The following is an 18914-nucleotide window of genomic DNA, read 5'->3' on the forward strand; positions in this document are numbered from 1 at the left end:
AACAATTATTTAAGCTCTTGCTCGAACAATTTGTATATACGACGATATTCGTCCAACCAACTTGATGGCTGTCTAAACCCATGTGGTTCTACAGGGTAAATAGCCGTTTCAAACATCGGCTTTTCCAGCTCAATTAAACGCTGTACTAGACGTACACTGTCTTGGAAGAAGACATTATCATCCAACACACCACTCATAATTAATAATGGTTTCTCTAATCCTTGAGCGTGCTCTATCGGTGAACTTCGTTCGTAAGCAATCGGATCCACATCAGGTGTATTTAAAATATTAGAAGTATAAGGAGCATTATAATGAGCCCAATCAGTTACAGGGCGTAAAGCGGCGCCCGCTTGGAATAACTCAGGTTCATTAAACAACGCCATAAAGGTCAAGAAGCCACCGTACGATCCGCCATATGTGCCAACTTTAGCAGCGTCAACATTGGCATTTTTAGCCATCCAGTTCACACCATCTTTTAAGTCTTCGACTTCTGGGTGTCCCATATTACGATAAACTGCTGTACGCCAATCTCTACCGTAGCCTTTTGAGCCACGATAATCCATATCCATCACGACATAGCCTTGCTGAGTCAGCAAGTTATGGAACATGAACTCACGGAAGTAACCAGAAAATCCATTGTGGGCATTTTGTAAATAGCCAGCACCATGGTTAAAAATAACGGCAGGATATTTCGATGCATTATTAGCATCGTAACCTTGCGGCACATATACTCGCGCATAAATGTCTTTAGCACCGTGACTCGATGGTACTTTAACCACTTTTGGCGCTTGCCATGCATAATGACTAAATGCGTTGCTGGTGTAATTAGTCAACTGCTTTGCTTCACCACCGATTGGTTGGATAAACAATTCGTTGGGCTTAATCGCTGTTGACGCAGTTAATAATAGTGATTGACCATTAGGGCTCAACTCATAGTCTAATGTACCTGTATGCTGTGTTAACTGCTCAGTATTTCCTGAAGCTAACTCAACTCGGTACACATTATATGTTCCTGGATGTTCTTTATTTGCACGGTAATATAAGTGCGTCGCATCAGGAGACAATGTGACTTGATCAACCACATAATCACCTTGCGTTAAGCGTGTAGTTTTGCCCTCAGACTTAACATAAAGCTGAGAGTATCCCGTTTCTTCAGATAAGTAATAGAAACTATTTGTACCTGTTACCCAACCAAACTGGTTGAAGGTATAGTTTATCCATGCATCATCATGTAAACGATGCTCTGTGGTTAACTTGCCATTGCTTAAATCAACACTGGCGATCCAACGATCTTTGTTATCAACCGCTTCCATCATGACGAGCAGTTTATTGTCAGTATCGTGCCATTGAATTGCAGTTTGATCCCAACCCCAATCTTGCATTAACTGAACAGTTCGAGGCGCAGGCTTACTTTTATACGTCTCACCCTTTGCCTTTGCGTTTTCTGATTTTACCGATGCCAATACATCTTCATCAAAACCAGTTAAGCCTTCGATTGTGACATCTTTTTTAGCATGCTCAACAAGGTCTAGAATAACTAAACGCTCACCAGGGTAACTATCTTCAGCAACACGTGCTCGCGCAGGTACGGCATCTACATAACCACCTTTGCCAAGATAGTTAGGCATAATGTCATGATCAGCACGCCAGCTATAATTTTTATCTGATAATGACACCACTAGGTAGCGACCATCTGCAGACAAACTCATCTGATTAACTTTTTCGTTGTCACCTAAGTACCAAGTCTTAGCAGCAAAAGTGGGATCTATTGCAGCAAGTTCTTCAGCATACTCCGCACGGGTTTTATTTTTTGAATGCTGTAAAGCCACATACTCAATTAATCTATGTTGCTGCTTTGCTATATAAGTATCAGGATCAACCACACCTTTTGGTGCTTTAGCCATTTGAATATCAGCTAATTGTTCAGTCATACCGGAATTAAGGTGTAATTTAAACACGCTATTGCCTTGCATATATGCAAGTGCACCATCTGTTAAAAACTGAACTGAGTTAATGGCGTTGTTCTGACGAGTTAATTGTTTCACTTCGCCATTAGCGAGTGATTTTACAAAAATGTTGCCTTGATAAAGGTAGGCTTTTTTTGATTTATCAGCGTTAAGCACACCGTGCTTTTGATCAGCAAGATGCAATTGATTTAAGCCAAGTAACTGAGCCTGCTCATCATTAACACCCTGTTGATATACATCAGCAATAGGTGATTGGTGCTGCTGACGATTGAAGTATACTGATTGACTATCGTCTGCCCAATAAGCGTTTTTAGCCAATAAACCCATCCAATCAGGATTGGCCATAATTTGATTTAATGTGAGTGGCTTGTCAGCTTGTGGTGGCATCGCTAATGGAACTGAAGCACTGGCTGATTGATTTGTTACTGTAGAAGAGTCACTGTTGTTTGCTGTAGCACTGCAACCTGAAATAATTGCAATTGATAATGCACTCAGCGCCGCATTACGCAGAAGCCTGGTCATATTAAATCCCTTGTCATCAAAGATGGCTGAAATATTCTCACCTAAACGTTAAATCATTTGGTAAGTACTTTTATTATTCGCCTTTTATATCACAAATAATGACAATATTTGTGGGGATTTTTCAGTAAAGTTGTAACAGAAGTTAGCTTAGCGTAAGAAAGTTATCCAGCAGTTCATGACCTTGCTCAGTCAGAATCGCTTCAGGATGAAATTGAACTCCGTAAATCGGCAGCGTTTTATGACTCATACCCATAATTTCTCGACCATGAACCGGATCATCATACCAAGCATCTAATTCAAAGCTTTCCGGTAACGATTCAACGAGCAAAGAGTGATATCGAGTTACTGTTAAGGGTTGATTTAGTTTATTAAATAAACCTGTTTCACTATGCGTAATAGCACTTGTTTTACCATGCATTTCTCTGGCCGCTTTGATGACTTTAGCTCCAAATACCTGAGCTATAGCTTGATGACCTAAGCACACACCCAATATCGGCAGCTTTCCTGCGAAATATTCAATTGCAGCGAGCGAAATACCTGATTCATTGGGAGAACACGGGCCTGGTGAAATGATTAAATGGCTCGGGTTAATTGCCTCAATGTCACTAATCGTGACTTCATCATTTCTTTTCACGATGATGTCATAACCTAACTGCTGGAAATATTGCACCAGATTAAAGGTAAATGAGTCATAGTTATCAATCATCAACAGCATCGAGAGTCCCGGCAATTAAGCGCCATATAAAACATGAGTCGTTTAAGAATTGGCGGATAATAGCATAGCTTTTTTCTCCACTTAAGCTTTTAGCCTCAACTAAGAATTTAATGGCTGTAACGATGAGTAGCTAGGTTATAATCTTTTTAATAAATGCGTTACCTGTTTGGACTAAAATTACATGCAAACCCACATACAAGAAATCGGCAATGTCAGCTTATACTTTATTGGCGATGTCTATGGGCGTCTGGATAAATTAACTGAGTTACTCACTGAGATAGATTTCGATATTGACGATCCCGAGTCCAGTATACAATTTGTGAAGTTAGTATTTTGTGGGAATTTATTAGCAAAGCACACTCACAACGCAAACTCGGATCATTGTGATTCGGCGTCAACAGACTCTCAGCCTGAGATTGAACATTTAGCACTGCTAAAAATGGTCAAATTATTGGTCGATAAAGGCCATGCTTATTGTTTACTTGGGCAACACGAATATGAAGTTATAGGTTGGAGTAAACATCACCCAATTACTGATAATCCCTACCTTGAAGCCTCTAGTGCGCCATTATTCAATCAAGAATTACAACACTCGCAAGCGCTGTTATTTGAATGGGTAGATTGGTTTATGGCATTACCAATATACATGGACTTTGGGCACATACGCGCAATCCATGCCTGTTGGGATGATAAAGTGATTACAAGCCTGAATGCCTACCTCACTGATGTAGCATCAAATGATGCTCAGCCAAACAGTTTATCGCAACAGTTTTGGCCTGCCGCCTTTGACTCTCAGCATCCATTAAATAAGCTCATTGCAACCTGTCTTGATTACCCAACCATGACACTAACCGAGCTGCACCCTCACTCAGCACTCAAGGTCCCTGTTGTCATTGGTCATTATCCCCAAGACACCTACCCCGATATTATCAATGAGCAACTGGTTTGTATTAATTACAACCCCGCAAAACAAGACTATCCTCTAGTGAGTTTTGCTTGGCACCAAGGTCGTAAAAAATCCCTTGATGTTGAATCTGCACAGGACGCTCAAATGAGTCTTGGAGAGTTTTGTTTTATCGACCAACCGAGTGCGGAAGAATGCATAGCAGAGGGCACAGAAAACTTGCTAGACGCAATTGTTTCTACGTTAGATACACCACAATTAGATGAAGCAGCATTAATTCGTTTACATGATAAGGTAGCGATTAGCCTTTGTACTGAATGGGATCCACTTGGTATTAAGCAAACAATGCATGCTAGGCATCCTTATCAGCCCTTAGTCAAACCTGTTACCCAGTTAGCGCTCGACCAAGATACAGACAAGTTAACGGCTTACTTAGCCATTGTTAGCCGCTTTCAGCTTGAGACAGATAATAATAACTTGGAAAATAGCAGCTTGAAAACGGCCTATAAGCTCACAAGGTTGGCCAATAATTACTTGTAGATTAAGCACAAATAATCAAAACGACTAAGTCTAATAAAAATGATTAAGTCCAATAACAAAAAAACCAGTCTCTAGGGACTGGTTTTTTTATGAACTCATGGGCAATAAATAGCAAACACTGATATGTTAGATGCTATTACTTAACAACAGTTAAGTGAGCTCGCCCTTTTGGTTTTTCAGCTGTAACAGCAGGTTTTTCTTCTGTTGTTTCAGTTTTTTCTGTTGTTTCAACTGCAGAGAAAGAACGTGGCGGAGGCGTTGAATCTAAAGATTCATCTTCTGCCATGTAAGCATCTTCCATATCAAATACAGTGCCTGCGCCATTTTCTCGAGCATAAATAGCAACGATAGACGCCATAGGTAAAACAACTTGCTGAGGTACACCACCAAAACGTGCATTAAATTCCACGAATTCATTGGTCATTTGTAGGTTTCCTACTGCACCACCTGCGATATTAAGAACAATTTGACCGTCCTTAACAAACTCTTGTGGTACCTGAGTCCCCGGTACAAATGCATCCACAACAACATGTGGGGTAAAGTGGTTGTCCATCAACCACTCATAATAAGCCCGCAACAAATATGGACGGTTAGGCGTAATCGCTTTCATTACATACCCATGCGCATTTCGCGCTCAACCTCAGTTAACGATGCTTTAAATGACTCACGCTCAAATATACGCGTCATATAAGCATGGATATCCTTAGATGTGCGAACATCTAAATTGATACCTAACTCAGGTAAACGCCACAATAGCGGGCCTAAGTAACAGTCAGCTAAACCAAACTCTTCACTCATGAAGTATGGCATTTCAGCAAATACTGGTGCTAATGCGACTAAGCTATCAGTTAACTCTTTACGCGCAGCATCAGCTTTATCACCTTTACGGATACGATCAACTAGTACATACCAGTCTGTATCAATACGGTGCATCATTAAGCGACTTTGACCACGTGCAACAGGGTAAACAGGCATTAATGGTGGATGAGGGAAACGCTCATCTAAATATTCCATAATAATGCGAGATTCATACAAAACTAATTCACGATCAACTAGAGTTGGTACTGAGTTGTATGGATTAACATCAAGTAACTCTTGAGGCTTCTCACTCGGTTCTACCTGCAAAACATCAACAGTTACACCTTTTTCAGCCAAGACGATACGTACTTGGTGGCTATATAAATCATCGGCACCCGAAAACAGTGTCATGATAGAGCGTTTGTTGGCAGCTACAGCCATTGTTACCCTCCAGAAAACGGAAAAAACAAAACAAACGAGGGGCTAAGCCCCTCGTTTAAAGTATGCGAATAATGTATTTTACCCGTTATTCGTGTCTAGTGCACATCTTTCCAGTATTCTTTCTTCAACAAGTAAGCAATGATGAAGAAAATAAACAAGAATCCGAGTACCCACCAACCTAAAGCTTCACGTTCAAGCTTCACTGGATCTGCAGAATATGCAAGGAAACCAGTAATATCACGCACAGCTTGATCATACTCTTCGGCATTTAATTTACCGCCAGTTGCAGGTTCAAGACCAACTAGCTTTTGTACTTCAACACCATTTTCTTCTACTGTTTTGTAGATAGGTGTTGAAATACCTTGTAAATCTTCCAATACATGCGGCATACCCACAAGTGGGAATACGGTATTGTTTACGCCAAATGGACGGCTTTCATCTTTATAAAAACCTTTTAGGTATGAGTAAACCCAATCCTGTCCACGTACACGAGCAACCAGTGTTAAGTCAGGAGCGGCAGCACCGAACCACTTTGCAGCATCTTCAGGTGGAATTGCATTTTCCATCAACTCACCAATTTTAGCATCCGTAAACATATACTTTTCACGCATATCATCTACAGAAATACCTAGATCTTCAGCGACTCGTCCATAACGTTGATATTGAGTACTGTGACAGCCACTACAATATTGCTGGAACAAATTAAGACCACGTTCTAGCGACTCATTGTCATGAAGGTTGATTGCCTGCTCTGGACTCTTAACAAATTCATTGTTGCCACCTGCCGCTATTGCTAGCGTTGGTAACAATGCAACTAATGCAATTAATAACTTTTTCATTAGTGTGTCACCCTCGTAGGAACCGGTTTTGTTTTCTCATTTTTACTGTAAACCCACAGTGCCACGAAGAAACCAAAATAAGTAAGTGTAAAGATACGAGCTGCAATTGTTAACGTTGGTGTTGCTGGTACAGCACCTAAGTAACCCAGGATTAAGAAAGACACGGTAAACTGTGCGATATTAATCTTGTGTATTAAGCCACGGTAACGGATAGATTTAACTTTACAGCGATCTAACCAAGGAAGTACAAACAGTACCGCAATCGCAAGACCCATACCGACAACGCCTAATAGCTTGTCTGGAATCGCACGTAAAATTGCGTAAAACGGTGTGAAGTACCAAACCGGAGCAATATGTTCAGGGGTCTTCATTGGGTTAGCCGCTTCAAAGTTTGGCTTTTCAAGGAAGTAACCGCCACCTTCAGGCATAAAGAACAACACATAGCAGAACACGATTAAGAAACCGGCCACACCCATGATGTCTTTCACTGTGTAATAAGGGTGGAAAGGAATAGCATCAACTGGCCATCCGTTTTCATCTTTATTCTTCTTAACTTCAACACCATCTGGGTTGTTTGAACCCACTTCATGTAAAGCAATTAAGTGAAGGAAAACTAATACAACTAACACTAAAGGCAGTGCAATAACATGCAATGCAAAGAAACGGTTTAGTGTTGCACCTGAAACGACATAATCACCACGGATCCACAATGTCAGGTCATCACCAATAAATGGAATAGCACCAAACAATGAGATAATTACCTGCGCGCCCCAGTAAGACATTTGTCCCCAAGGTAGCAAGTAACCCATAAAGGCTTCAGCCATTAACACGAGGAAAATCAACATACCAAATAACCAAAGTAGCTCTCTTGGCTTTTGGTAAGAACCGTAGATTAAGCCACGGAACATATGAAGATAAACCACCACAAAGAAAGCAGAAGCTCCTGTGGAGTGCATGTAACGTAATAACCAGCCGTACTCAACATCACGCATGATGTATTCAACAGAAGCAAACGCACCTTCTGCAGTTGGTACATAATTCATTGTTAACCAAATACCAGTAAGCAACTGGTTAACTAAAACAAGCAATGCTAATGAACCAAAGAAATACCAAAAGTTGAAGTTCTTTGGTGTTGGATATTGACCAACGTGACGGTTATACGTCGCCGTCATTGGGATGCGAGCATCAATCCAATCAACAATATTCTTAACCATTACGCAGCTCCCGTATCTACACCGATAAGTACCGTGCCATCATCAACATATTGATGCGGAGGAACGACAAGGTTTAATGGTGCTGGAACACCCTGGAATACTCGGCCAGCCATATCAAACTTAGAACCATGACATGGACAGAAGAAACCAGCCGTAACACCTTCGACTTGCTCACCAAAAGAATCAGGCAAGTAAGTTGGCGAACAACCTAAGTGAGTACAGATACCTACAGCAATGAAGAACTCAGGCTTAATTGAACGTGCAGGGTTAGCTGCATATTCAGGCTGTTGTAATTCTTCAGAAGCAGGATCACGTAATTGCCCATCTAATTTAGGCAATTCACTTAAAATGGCATCAGTACGACGCACAACCCAAACAGGTTTACCACGCCATTCAACACGAATTAACTGGCCTGGCTCTACTTTACTAATATTTACTTCAACCGGTGCACCTGCAGCTTTCGCTTTAGCGCTCGGATTCCATGACTTGATAAAAGGCACCGCTACAGCGACGGCACCAGCTCCGCCTACTACGGCGGTTGCGGCTGTCAGGAATCTGCGGCGTCCGGTATCGACTGGCGCATTGCTCATCCACTTATCTCCCAGAGGGTGTTGGAATTCTTATATTTTAATAACTTAGCTACATTAGAATCACTAATCGCTAAATCTATACTTTGAGGCGGGGCTCATTATAGCGAAAAATTAGAACCAGATCATAGTAAAACACACAACTAAGTTACGGGAATTGTATGTTTTTTTTATGGCGTACAAAAAACACACAGCCTTTTTAACGCATTTTTGACATTAAATGCAGGAGTGATTTTTATAAGTTATTGTTAATGAATAATTTTTAATGAAATACTTTCAATCTAAATTAGTTATAACTGATCAAGCTAACTAAAGCAGAGAAAATCAATTTTTTTCAATGAAAAACGCTAGACATAAAAAAACCCGGCACAAACCGGGTTTTTTATCAGATTTCAGTATTTATTTACCGTCAATCGATTTCATATATTTGAAGAAATCGCTATCAGGTTCTAATACCATTACGTCACTGTTGCCTGCGAAACTTTCTTTGTAAGCTTCAAGGCTACGTAAAAAACCATAAAATTCAGGATCTTTATTGAATGCATCTGCATAAATTTTAGCAGAAAGTGCATCACCTTCACCTCGAATGGTTAACGCTTTACGTTCAGCTTCTGCAACTTTAACAGTTACATCAGCATCAATTGTGGCGCGAATAATTTCAGATTGCTCTTTACCTTGTGCACGATGCTCTTTAGCAACAGCTTGTCGCTCGGCACGCATACGCTGGAAGATACTGCTACTGACGTTTGCTGGTAAGTTAATTTGCTTAACTCGCACATCAACTACTTCAATACCTAGATCACGAGAGCTTTCTGATGCATTCTCTAATGCATCATTTTGCAGTTCATCACGCTTACCAGAAACAATCTCTTTAATGGTACGACGACCAAATTCAGTACGTAAATCGTTATTGATTTTACGTTGAAGTAGATCTTCTGCAGTCACTTTATTACCGCCACCAGTAGATAGGTAGAAAGTTTCAAAGTCACTAATACGCCATTTAACGTATGAATCAACCATCAGATCTTTCTTTTCAGAAGTCACAAAACGGTCTGCAGCGCCATCTAAGGTTTGGATACGCGCATCAAGATACTTAACTTTATCAATCGCAGGGATTTTAAAGTGAAGTCCTGGCTTAAGTACACGAGTTACCGAATTACCGTCAACATTATCTTTTAGAATTTCACCAAATCGAGAAACAATGGCACGTTCGCCTTCGTTCACAATCATCACAGATGAAAAACCAATACCAAGAATAATAACGAGTATTATAAGTCCTAATCTACCCATGAGTTAGTCCCTCCCTTGGCGAGAACGAGCTTCGCGAGTTGGACGGCCATCAAGCGGCATCGATGAATTAAACGAGTTATTTGACGGTGTGTTAACGTGTGTTTCAACAACAGGCTCAACCGCAGTACGTTTAGTTTGGTTATCCATCATTTTATCTAACGGTAAATACATCAAGTTACCATTGTTCTTGGTATCAATAAGTACCTTGTTGGTGTCAGCCATGACTTCTTGCATTGCATCTAGGTATAGACGCTTACGAGTCACTTCTGGAGCCATTTGATATTCAGGTAGCAACTGTTCAAATCGAGCAACTTTACCTTCAGCTTCTAGCACTTCACGTTGTTTGTAAGCACTTGCTTGCTGTGCCATACGCTCAACTTGACCACGAGCTTTAGGCTCAATTTCACGTGCATAAGCTTCTGCTTCACGAATGAAACGTTGCTCATCCTCTTGCGCAGAAATAGCATCATCAAATGCGTCTTTCACTTCTTCAGGCGGACGTGCAGGTAAGAAGTTGACATCTTGAATCGATAAACCAAGTTGGTACGGCTCAAGAATACGCTCAAGTTCAGCCCAAGTATCACGACGAATTGCATCACGACCCGTTGTCAAGATGTCATCCATAGTGTTATGACCAATGACATAACGCAATGCACTATCCGTAGCTTCACTTAAACTTGCATTAGCGTCTACAGCACTGAATAGATACAAGTATGCATCGTCAACACGATACTGTACGTCTAGTTCAACTTTTACTAAGTTTTCATCAGACGTTAACATGCTGCCAGAAGCAGGGATCGAACGAACAGCTTTAATATTTACAGGGAAAACTTCGTCAATAAACGTGGCTTTCCAATGTAAACCTGGCCCAACTTCGCCAGAATGCTGACCGAAACGTAAGGTGACCCCACGTTCAGCTTCTTTAATGGTGTAAAAACCTGAAGCGCCCCACACTAATAAACCAATAACTAAAACAACAATAATGCTGGTTGAGTTAAATGAAGGACTTGACGATCCACCTGAACCACCTTTCCCACCGCCAAAGCGTTTAGAAAGATTACGAAATACTTCGTCTAGATCTGGTGGGCCTTTGTCGTTACCGTTTTTGTTTCCCCAAGGGTCTTTATCTTTTCCCTTGTTACCGGGCTCATTCCAAGCCATTTAGCACTCCATAAGTGGATGAAATAAATGTTATTAGCAAGTAACGCTTACTTCAGAGTCTTCTTGTGAAGTCTCAAATATAAACGTTTCTAATTCGCCTTGACTCTGTTTTGTTAATCGACGCCAATTGGCATCCGATAAACGAACAGACAAAATACAGTTCCCCAGATCGTCGTACTCTTTCTGCTGTATCGCGTCCAGTCGATAAAACTGACCAAGATAATGCCCAGCCGTAGCTGGTATTTTCAATGTATGCTCTACAATGACTTCACCGATATGCTCGTTGACAGCCTGCAGCAGCAATTCAAATCCAATTTGTTTTTGGGCAGATACCCAAACTCGTTCAGGCATCCCCTCATCGTCATAGTCGATGCGAGGCACGAAGTCTTCCAGTAAGTCGATTTTATTACAAACCACCAACTGTGGAATAGTATCTGCTTCAATTTCTTCAAGTACATTTTGAACTTGATCAAAATTTTCCGTCATATTCTCATCAGCACAATCAACAACATGCAATAACAAGTCAGCTTGTCGAGTTTCTTGCAGTGTGGCTTTAAAAGCTGCGACTAAGTCATGAGGTAAATGACGAATAAACCCAACAGTATCCGCTAAGATAACGGCACCGTCAGGCAGGTCGAGTTTACGCAGAGTCGGATCAAGTGTTGCGAACAATTGATCTGCTGCATAAACTTCAGAAGTTGTCAGCGCATTAAACAAAGTCGATTTCCCAGCATTGGTATACCCTACCAATGACACAGTGGATAAATCACTGCGTTTACGAGAACGACGGCTTTGTTCACGCTGTTTGTCTACTTTTTCAAGGCGACGGTTGATACTCTTGATGCGTCCACGAAGTAAACGTCTATCAGTTTCGAGCTGGGTTTCACCCGGCCCCCTCATACCGATACCACCTTTTTGTCTCTCTAAGTGAGTCCAACCACGAATAAGGCGTGTCGACATGTGGCGCAATTGCGCTAGCTCCACTTGCAACTTACCTTCGTGTGTTCTCGCTCGTTGAGCAAAAATATCTAAAATCAGTGCTGTCCGGTCTAATACGCGACATTCACATATTTGTTCTAAATTTCTTTCTTGTGCAGGGCTTAAAGCATGATTAAAAATCACTACATTCGCTTCAGTAGCAGCTACCATGGCAGCTAGCTCTTCAACTTTACCTGTACCAACAAAAAACTTTCGATCCGGTGAACGTCGACTTCCGGTAATAACACCAACAGAGCGTGCACCTGCTGATTCGACTAATAATTGTAACTCGGTTATGTCTTCTCTGCGGTCGTCATCAGAAAAGTCAATGTGAACAAGCACCGCGGTTTCACCCGCTTCATAGCGATCAAACAAGTAGCAAACTCCTTAAATATTATTCTGATGCAGGCGCTTCATCGTGCTGAGTATAACCAGCTTGAGTACCTTGAGTCGCCACATTGAATGGACGAGCTGGTACAACAGTTGAAATAGCGTGCTTGTAAACCATTTGGCTCACTGTATTTTTTAGCAAAATAACGAATTGGTCGAATGACTCAACTTGTCCTTGCAACTTAATACCATTCACTAAGTAGATTGAGACTGGTACACGTTCACGACGCAAAGCGTTCAAAAATGGGTCTTGTAAAGATTGCCCCTTAGCCATTTCAATTTCCTTTTTTTATTTTCAAAACAAATTTTTTGAATAATGTTTTATTGTTTAGTTTGAGTATTATACAGCAGCAGCGATTAATCTAGCCTGAATGTTGTATAAGTGTAACTAAATTTCCTTTGGCACCACTTTCGAGCCAATGTAAATCTGGCCAGCTTCTCAACCATGTTAATTGACGTTTCGCCAATTGCCTAGTGGCAGCAGTGGCTTTTTCTACCAAAGTATCACGATCAAATTCACCGTCTAAATATTGCCAGCATTGTCGATATCCGACACAGCGCATGGATGGCATGTCTAAATGTAAATCGCCTCGCTCTTTTAATCGCTGAACTTCTTCAATAAACCCTTGTTGCATCATTAGTTTAAATCGTTTTGCGATTAATTCATGTAATACTTTTCTATCAAGTGGTGCAATAGCGAATTGCACTACATCATAAGGTAAAGCCGGTGACTTAGTTGCACTCAACTCAGTCATGGTTTTACCTGTTATTCTGTAAACCTCTAAAGCACGAGATAATCGTTGTGGATCATTAGGGTGAATACGCTCACCAGCCACAGGGTCAATATCACATAACTGTTGATGTAATAAATCCCAACCATGGGTTTCGGCCTCGGCTAAGATTTGTGCTCTAATCGCTTCATCAGCAGCAGGTAAAGGAGATAAACCTTCAAGTAGTGCTTTAAAGTACATCATTGTTCCGCCCACCAATAATGGGGTTTTACCACGGGCAATGATCTGTTCAATCTCGTGCAGTGCATCACGTCTAAAGTCGGCAGCCGAATAGGACTCACTCGGGTCTAAAATGTCGATAAGACGATGTGGTGCTAATGCAAGTTCATCGGCATCAGGTTTTGCAGAACCAATATCCATCTGCCGATAAATCAACGCAGAATCAACTGAGATAATTTCACAGTTATGGTGCTGCGCCATCTCTATGGCTAAAGCGGTTTTGCCTGAGGCTGTTGGCCCCATTAAAAACAATACTTTGGGTTGTTTAGCTTGGTTCACTTTTATTCTCTTCTAGCCAAGTTTGCCACGGTAAAGATTGTGCTGTTGATAATAACGCAGCTTGTTGTTCATCACTTAACTGACAATACTGTTGCCATAATTGCGATGCAGAAAGAAAAGCTGACTTTTGATGCTGAGCAATCCATAACGCTAACGCTTCGTCGGTAGGCGTATCAGCTTTAATCCATTGAAGTAATTCTGGGATTAATACGGCTAACTGGCTATCTCTTAGATATGGGGGCACATTCTTAATTATCAACTGTTGGTAGCGAATTGAAAGGGTTAAACCCAGTTTTCTTAGTAAGATATCTCGCTCAACAAGTAACTCTTTCCAATCTACATCAGCTTGAATTGACACAGGCATGAGTAAAGGTTGCCCTACCAACCCAGTTTTCAATTTTTTGAATATTTCATTTTTAGCAACAATAACAGAAACTTGGACTATATCGATTAATAATAATTGCTGTTCTTTTACCATGACCCAATAACGGCCATCAAGCAGCTGAGGCATGGTAGAAACCGCTGAAATATTAACTTCATTAATTTGTGTTAATGAGCTATTTTCATGTTCTGTTTGCAGTAATTGACCATAGTTAGCAATTGCTGTTGGGGTTATCTCCGCAGAATCGACTGCTTTTGAACCACCACCGCCATATTGCCCGCCACTATTTTGATAGCCTTGAGCTGGTACTGAGACACTGCCATATTGACTTCGACTTCGCTCTCGAGGTTGATGCTGAACAGCTGATTGTTGCTGCTCTATTTCAGACAAATACGAACTTGCCTGAGAACCTGTGTGTTGCTGAACAGGCTTTGATGACGACACTTGATTTACCGGTGATGAATGAGTGCCATCAACATGAATATAAGCGGTGTCGCTACTATGATTGCGATTATCGTTATTTCGATCATTGCTTTCAGGTGACAATTGTAATTCTGTAATTTGCTGCAGCACAGATTGTAAAGCTTGCAAGATAAAGTCATGAACCAACCGACTTTGATGAAATCTCACCTCATGTTTTGCAGGATGCACATTCACATCGACTTGATGAGGATCAATCTCAAGCATCAATACATAACCAGGTTGATGCTGAATATCAAAACGTCCAAAAGCTTGTTTGACTGCATGATTTACTAAGCGATCACGTACCAATCGGCCATTCACATAAAAATAAAAGCTATCGGTCACCTGTGTATCACTTGGCGCTTGTAAATATCCGCTTAAACTCAAACCGTCATGTTCACAAGCCAAGTGCAAGGCATGTTCAGCAAAACTGCGACCACAAATTTGTCCTAACCGTTGTTTATACTGTATTTCAGTATTCGCAGGGCGATACTGACGTATTAGTTTACCATTATGAGTTAAGGTAAAATGTACATCGGTTCTCGCAATGGCAATCCGCTTCAGCCATTCATCGATATGAGTAAACTCAGTTTTATCACTCTTTAAAAAACGCCGTCTCGCTGGCGTATTAAAAAATAAATCGACGACATCAATTGTTGTACCAATTGGATGAGCTGCAGGAGTAATTTTGACATCCATTTGCGAGCCAGCCGCATTGGCTTGCCAAGCTTCGGTTTGATCTGCAGGCTTAGATGTTAGGCTGAGTCTAGCGACAGAGCTAATACTGGCTAATGCCTCACCACGAAACCCAAAACTTAAAATAGCTTCTAGATCATCAAGAGAATGTACTTTCGAGGTAGCGTGGCGAGAAAGCGCCAACGCAAGCTCCGCCTTGGCAATACCTTTGCCATTATCGCGAATTCGAATGAGTTTACTGCCACCTTTATCGATTTCGATATCAACACGGGTTGCACCTGCATCTAAGCTGTTTTCTACCAACTCTTTAACAACTGATGCAGGTCTTTCAACCACTTCACCTGCAGCAATTTGGTTGGCAAGTTGTGGAGGAAGAATTTGAATAGCCATTTTACGCCCTCGGAATAACCAGCTTTTGGCCAATTCTTAATACATCGGACTTTAAGTTATTACTTTTTTTGATACTCGCCACACTGACTTTATAGCGCTGGGCAATCACTGAAAGTGACTCGCCACTTCTGACGGTATGTTTAACATTGCTTTGCTTAGCAAACATGGTGCCTGAAGGGGGATTAGCCTCAAAATAGTTAACCACACCTTTGTGAATAGCGTTGGCTAATTTTTGTTGATGGTTTCCATCAAGTAATAATCGCTCTTCTTTAGGGTTTGAAATAAAGCCCGTTTCAATCAAAATTGAAGGGATATCTGTCGACTTTAATACTGCGAAACTGGCCGACTCAGGCTTATTTTTATGCAGCTTTGTGACTTTACCTAACCCAGCAAGAATATCGGTCGCAATACTGTGACTTTCAGCCATTGAATGATCCATAGACATATCAATCAAGGTCATAACCAAATACTGTTCACTGTCAGTGTTTTGAATAATATCGCCTACACCGCCTAATAATTCTGAATGTTTTTCTTTATCCTCAAATACTCGACCGATTTCAGTATTGGCTCGTCGCTTAGACAGAACCCACACAGAGGCGCCCTTAGGTTGAGGTGAAGTGAATGCATCGGCATGAATAGATAGTAATAAGTCTGCACGGCTATTTCGTGCAAGTTCTGAGCGTTGATTTAAGTTAACAAAGTAATCGCCACTGCGTGTCATCACCGCTTTCATGCCCGGTGTTTCATTAATTTTGCGTGCAAGCCGTTTAGAAATAGCTAAAACAACCTTTTTCTCATAAGTCCCTTTAGGGCCTATTGAGCCAGGGTCTTCACCACCGTGACCCGCATCAATTGCGACAATCACATCTTTTGAACGCTTACTGGTTTGAACTACCTGTTTTTTAGCAGCGGGTTTATTGGCTGAGTTATCGAGATCAACAACCAAGCGATTCCCATATGGCGCAGTTGGCGTCAGCGAAAACAAATTAGCTTTAACAGGAGATGCCAATTCGAGGACTAAGCGCAATGTACCAGCTTTAGGAGGCTTACTTAAACGGACTTTATTAATCAATTTGCTGTTTTTAGCAATATCATCAAACTTAACCTTGGTAGAGGCTTGCTTTAAATCAATCACTAAGCGCTGAGGATTAGACAATGAAAAATAACTGTAATCAGGTGCTTGGGATAAATCCAATACCACTCGAGTAGAGTCTGGTGCATCCCACACTCTAATACTATCTAATTTATTCGCTGCTTCTACAATTAACGAGAAGCCAAATAGCAATACAAAACTAAAAAATCGCGTCATTTTTCTCAAATCATTATTATTTTAATTTAGCGACAACTTGCTGCCCAGCAGGTGTCAACCCGTTTAACTCAACCTGTCTCTGTTCACCTTGATAACTCAAATGAATACTAATATCTGCATCAGGTAACAAGCCATGGCCTCTATCTGGCCACTCAATAAGACTCAGGCTTTTTTCTGTAAAGTAATCTCGAATCCCCATAAACTCTAATTCTTCAGGATCAAGCAATCGATACAAGTCAAAATGAAAAATATCCATCCCTCTTAACTCATACGGTTCAACAAGTGTATAAGTTGGGCTTTTAACATTGCCCTTGTGCCCCAAGCTTTGAATCAAACCACGGCTTAAGGTCGTTTTACCCGCGCCTAAATCTCCAGTTAAATAGATAACCAGTGGAGCACTCACCCACAGTGATAACTCATAACCTAGTTCAATTGTTGCTTGTTCATCTGGGAGATTTTTTTTTATCGAAGTCATGTTAACTTACCAGCACTTGGGGGATTAATCATATAAAAATGTCATCTTAATCAGAATAATGCACTCCGTGATTAATTGACGCAATGTAAACCGCTGAAAATAGTAAAGCCAGCTTGCTAGCTGGCTCTATTTAAAAATATTAACATAAAATCGAAATGGGAAAAATAACTGTTAGATATCATCCATTCGCAAAGCACTATGCACTAATCTTTTTTGCTGAGTTTGCTCAACTCTAACCAAATCAAGTAAAGCTTCTTTAATTTCGGTTACGGCAGTGCTATTTGCTGTTTTTTCCAATAATGCGATTAGACGGTTTTCAAGATCTAAATGAAGCTCCAACACATCATCTTCAGTCATATTTGCTGGCAGTAATGATTCGTTACAACGTTTTTTGAAGTCTTCGAATGTAATATCTTTATACCATGTATCTAACATGCGGCTTGGCGCTTCATCGATATAATTTTCAATACTGTCATGAACATGCTGTTGATGCTGCTGAAGATATTCCAACATCATTTTCACTCGAGTCGAGTCTGCATTACGATGCAATTGGCCATAAAGTTGTTTCATGTCTAAGCGTGATTTAGCTATAAAATCAAGCAACTCACTTAGTTGTTGGATACGCATAATAAACACTCCACTCATAACTGCTCTGTCAGCAGTTTTTAGAATTAATTTGTAAAAGCTTGTATTTATTATGGTTGAAAATAAAAAAGGAATACTTGAGCAAGCTCATATTTTACATATAAAAGACAGGTAAATTAGACAATACAAATAAACAAAGTGTCTCTGATAAATATGAGGCACTATCAAACAGGTGACCAAATAGGTGGCATAAATGCGCTATTTACGTCTAAAAAAGGCTTGATGTTGCATCAATCAAATAGCGATCACTTTACAGGTTAAAGCATTAATTCATTTTTTTTGGAGTTAAGCACTGGAATTTTTACGAAGGGAAGTTCTAGTGCGTCCTAATATGTTCAAAAAAGAGTGGTTCGAACTGATGACCTATACCTTGGCAACAAAAAAGCTATCTCTATGCTAAAAGCGCAACAGAGTTATTTTTATTTGGACATTGTGCTTGGAAACTTTACCTAGAATAGATTGCTTGGAATATACAGATGGGGAAAGTTTGGAGCGACCTAATGTTTTCAAAAAGAGTGGTTCGAACTGATGACCTATACCTTGGCAACAAAAAAGGTATCTCTATGCTAAAAGCACAACAGAACTATTTTCTATTTGGACATTTTACTTGGAAACTTTACCTGAAATAGATTGCTTGGAATAGATAGCTTGAAATACACAGATGGGGGAAGTTTGGAGCGACTTAATGTTTTCAAAAAGAGTGGTTCGAACTGATGACCTATACCTTGGCAACAAGAAGGTATCACCACGCTAAAAGCACAACAGAACTATTTTCTATTTGGACATTTTACTTGGAAACTTTACCTGGAAACTTTACCTGGAAACTTTACCTGGAAACTTTACCTGGAAACTTTACCTGGAATAGATTGCTTGGAATAAACAGATGGGGGAAGTTTGAAGCGACCTAATATGTTCAAAAA

General features: G+C 40.6%; 17 protein-coding genes. 1 reads left to right on the top strand and 16 read right to left on the bottom strand.

Annotated elements, in window-relative coordinates:
* Nucleotides 1–5: 5 nt before the first annotated feature.
* Both AN944_RS12475 and AN944_RS12480 read right to left on the bottom strand, forming a co-directional pair.
* A complete protein-coding gene (locus AN944_RS12475; RefSeq protein WP_055024951.1) occupies nucleotides 6–2489 on the bottom strand; it encodes a prolyl oligopeptidase family serine peptidase in 2484 nt (827 codons plus the stop codon).
* Between the two features lie 142 nt (nucleotides 2490–2631).
* Nucleotides 2632–3204, bottom strand: a complete 573-nt coding sequence (locus tag AN944_RS12480; RefSeq protein ID WP_055024952.1) for an aminodeoxychorismate/anthranilate synthase component II — start codon at nucleotides 3202–3204, stop codon at nucleotides 2632–2634.
* A gap of 181 nt (nucleotides 3205–3385) precedes the next feature.
* On the opposite strand from AN944_RS12480, the gene AN944_RS12485 reads away from it, so the two are divergent.
* Nucleotides 3386–4648, top strand: a complete 1263-nt coding sequence (locus AN944_RS12485; RefSeq protein WP_055024953.1) for a hypothetical protein — start codon at nucleotides 3386–3388, stop codon at nucleotides 4646–4648.
* A 136-nt stretch (nucleotides 4649–4784) separates the two neighbouring features.
* Here the strand turns inward: AN944_RS12485 and AN944_RS12490 are convergent, their stop codons facing one another.
* The 14 genes from AN944_RS12490 to AN944_RS12555 form a co-directional block, all read right to left on the bottom strand.
* Nucleotides 4785–5258, bottom strand: coding sequence for a ClpXP protease specificity-enhancing factor (locus AN944_RS12490; protein WP_055024954.1), 474 nt, complete (start codon nucleotides 5256–5258; stop codon nucleotides 4785–4787).
* A complete protein-coding gene (gene sspA / locus AN944_RS12495; protein ID WP_055024955.1) occupies nucleotides 5258–5887 on the bottom strand; it encodes a stringent starvation protein SspA in 630 nt (209 codons plus the stop codon). Before sspA ends, AN944_RS12490 begins: the two co-directional genes overlap by 1 nt.
* Nucleotides 5888–5982: 95 nt before the next feature.
* A complete protein-coding gene (locus tag AN944_RS12500) occupies nucleotides 5983–6726 on the bottom strand; it encodes a cytochrome c1 (RefSeq protein ID WP_055024956.1) in 744 nt (247 codons plus the stop codon).
* Nucleotides 6726–7940, bottom strand: coding sequence for a cytochrome bc complex cytochrome b subunit (locus AN944_RS12505; RefSeq protein WP_055024957.1), 1215 nt, complete (start codon nucleotides 7938–7940; stop codon nucleotides 6726–6728). The genes AN944_RS12500 and AN944_RS12505 overlap by 1 nt, the downstream gene beginning before the upstream one ends.
* Nucleotides 7940–8530: a ubiquinol-cytochrome c reductase iron-sulfur subunit gene (gene petA, locus AN944_RS12510; RefSeq protein ID WP_055024958.1), complete on the bottom strand. Its 591-nt coding sequence runs from the start codon at nucleotides 8528–8530 to the stop codon at nucleotides 7940–7942. Before petA ends, AN944_RS12505 begins: the two co-directional genes overlap by 1 nt.
* A gap of 396 nt (nucleotides 8531–8926) precedes the next feature.
* Entirely contained in the window at nucleotides 8927–9817 is an 891-nt protein-coding gene (gene hflC / locus AN944_RS12515) for a protease modulator HflC (protein ID WP_055024959.1), read from the bottom strand.
* A gap of 3 nt (nucleotides 9818–9820) precedes the next feature.
* A complete protein-coding gene (gene hflK, locus AN944_RS12520) occupies nucleotides 9821–10978 on the bottom strand; it encodes an FtsH protease activity modulator HflK (protein ID WP_055024960.1) in 1158 nt (385 codons plus the stop codon).
* 33 nt (nucleotides 10979–11011) lie between these two features.
* Nucleotides 11012–12331 (bottom strand): ribosome rescue GTPase HflX, encoded by a 1320-nt coding sequence (hflX, locus tag AN944_RS12525; RefSeq protein ID WP_055024961.1) that lies wholly within the window; start codon nucleotides 12329–12331, stop codon nucleotides 11012–11014.
* A 19-nt stretch (nucleotides 12332–12350) separates the two neighbouring features.
* The gene (gene hfq / locus AN944_RS12530; protein WP_055024962.1) at nucleotides 12351–12620 is read right to left on the bottom strand and encodes an RNA chaperone Hfq; all 270 of its coding nucleotides are present in this window, start codon (nucleotides 12618–12620) and stop codon (nucleotides 12351–12353) included.
* Nucleotides 12621–12708: 88 nt separating this feature from the next.
* Complete coding sequence (gene miaA / locus AN944_RS12535; protein WP_082420008.1) at nucleotides 12709–13635, bottom strand: tRNA (adenosine(37)-N6)-dimethylallyltransferase MiaA; 927 nt, start codon at nucleotides 13633–13635, stop codon at nucleotides 12709–12711.
* A complete protein-coding gene (gene mutL, locus AN944_RS12540) occupies nucleotides 13622–15565 on the bottom strand; it encodes a DNA mismatch repair endonuclease MutL (RefSeq protein WP_055024963.1) in 1944 nt (647 codons plus the stop codon). The genes miaA and mutL overlap by 14 nt, the downstream gene beginning before the upstream one ends.
* A gap of 1 nt (nucleotide 15566) precedes the next feature.
* Nucleotides 15567–16874 (bottom strand): N-acetylmuramoyl-L-alanine amidase, encoded by a 1308-nt coding sequence (locus AN944_RS12545; RefSeq protein WP_055024964.1) that lies wholly within the window; start codon nucleotides 16872–16874, stop codon nucleotides 15567–15569.
* A gap of 16 nt (nucleotides 16875–16890) precedes the next feature.
* A complete protein-coding gene (tsaE, locus tag AN944_RS12550) occupies nucleotides 16891–17349 on the bottom strand; it encodes a tRNA (adenosine(37)-N6)-threonylcarbamoyltransferase complex ATPase subunit type 1 TsaE (protein ID WP_055024965.1) in 459 nt (152 codons plus the stop codon).
* Between the two features lie 171 nt (nucleotides 17350–17520).
* Nucleotides 17521–17976: a hypothetical protein gene (locus AN944_RS12555; protein WP_055024974.1), complete on the bottom strand. Its 456-nt coding sequence runs from the start codon at nucleotides 17974–17976 to the stop codon at nucleotides 17521–17523.
* Nucleotides 17977–18914: the final 938 nt, after the last annotated feature.

Origin of the sequence: Shewanella sp. P1-14-1, from assembly GCF_001401775.1 — a bacterium.
Taxonomy (GTDB): domain Bacteria; phylum Pseudomonadota; class Gammaproteobacteria; order Enterobacterales; family Shewanellaceae; genus Shewanella; species Shewanella japonica.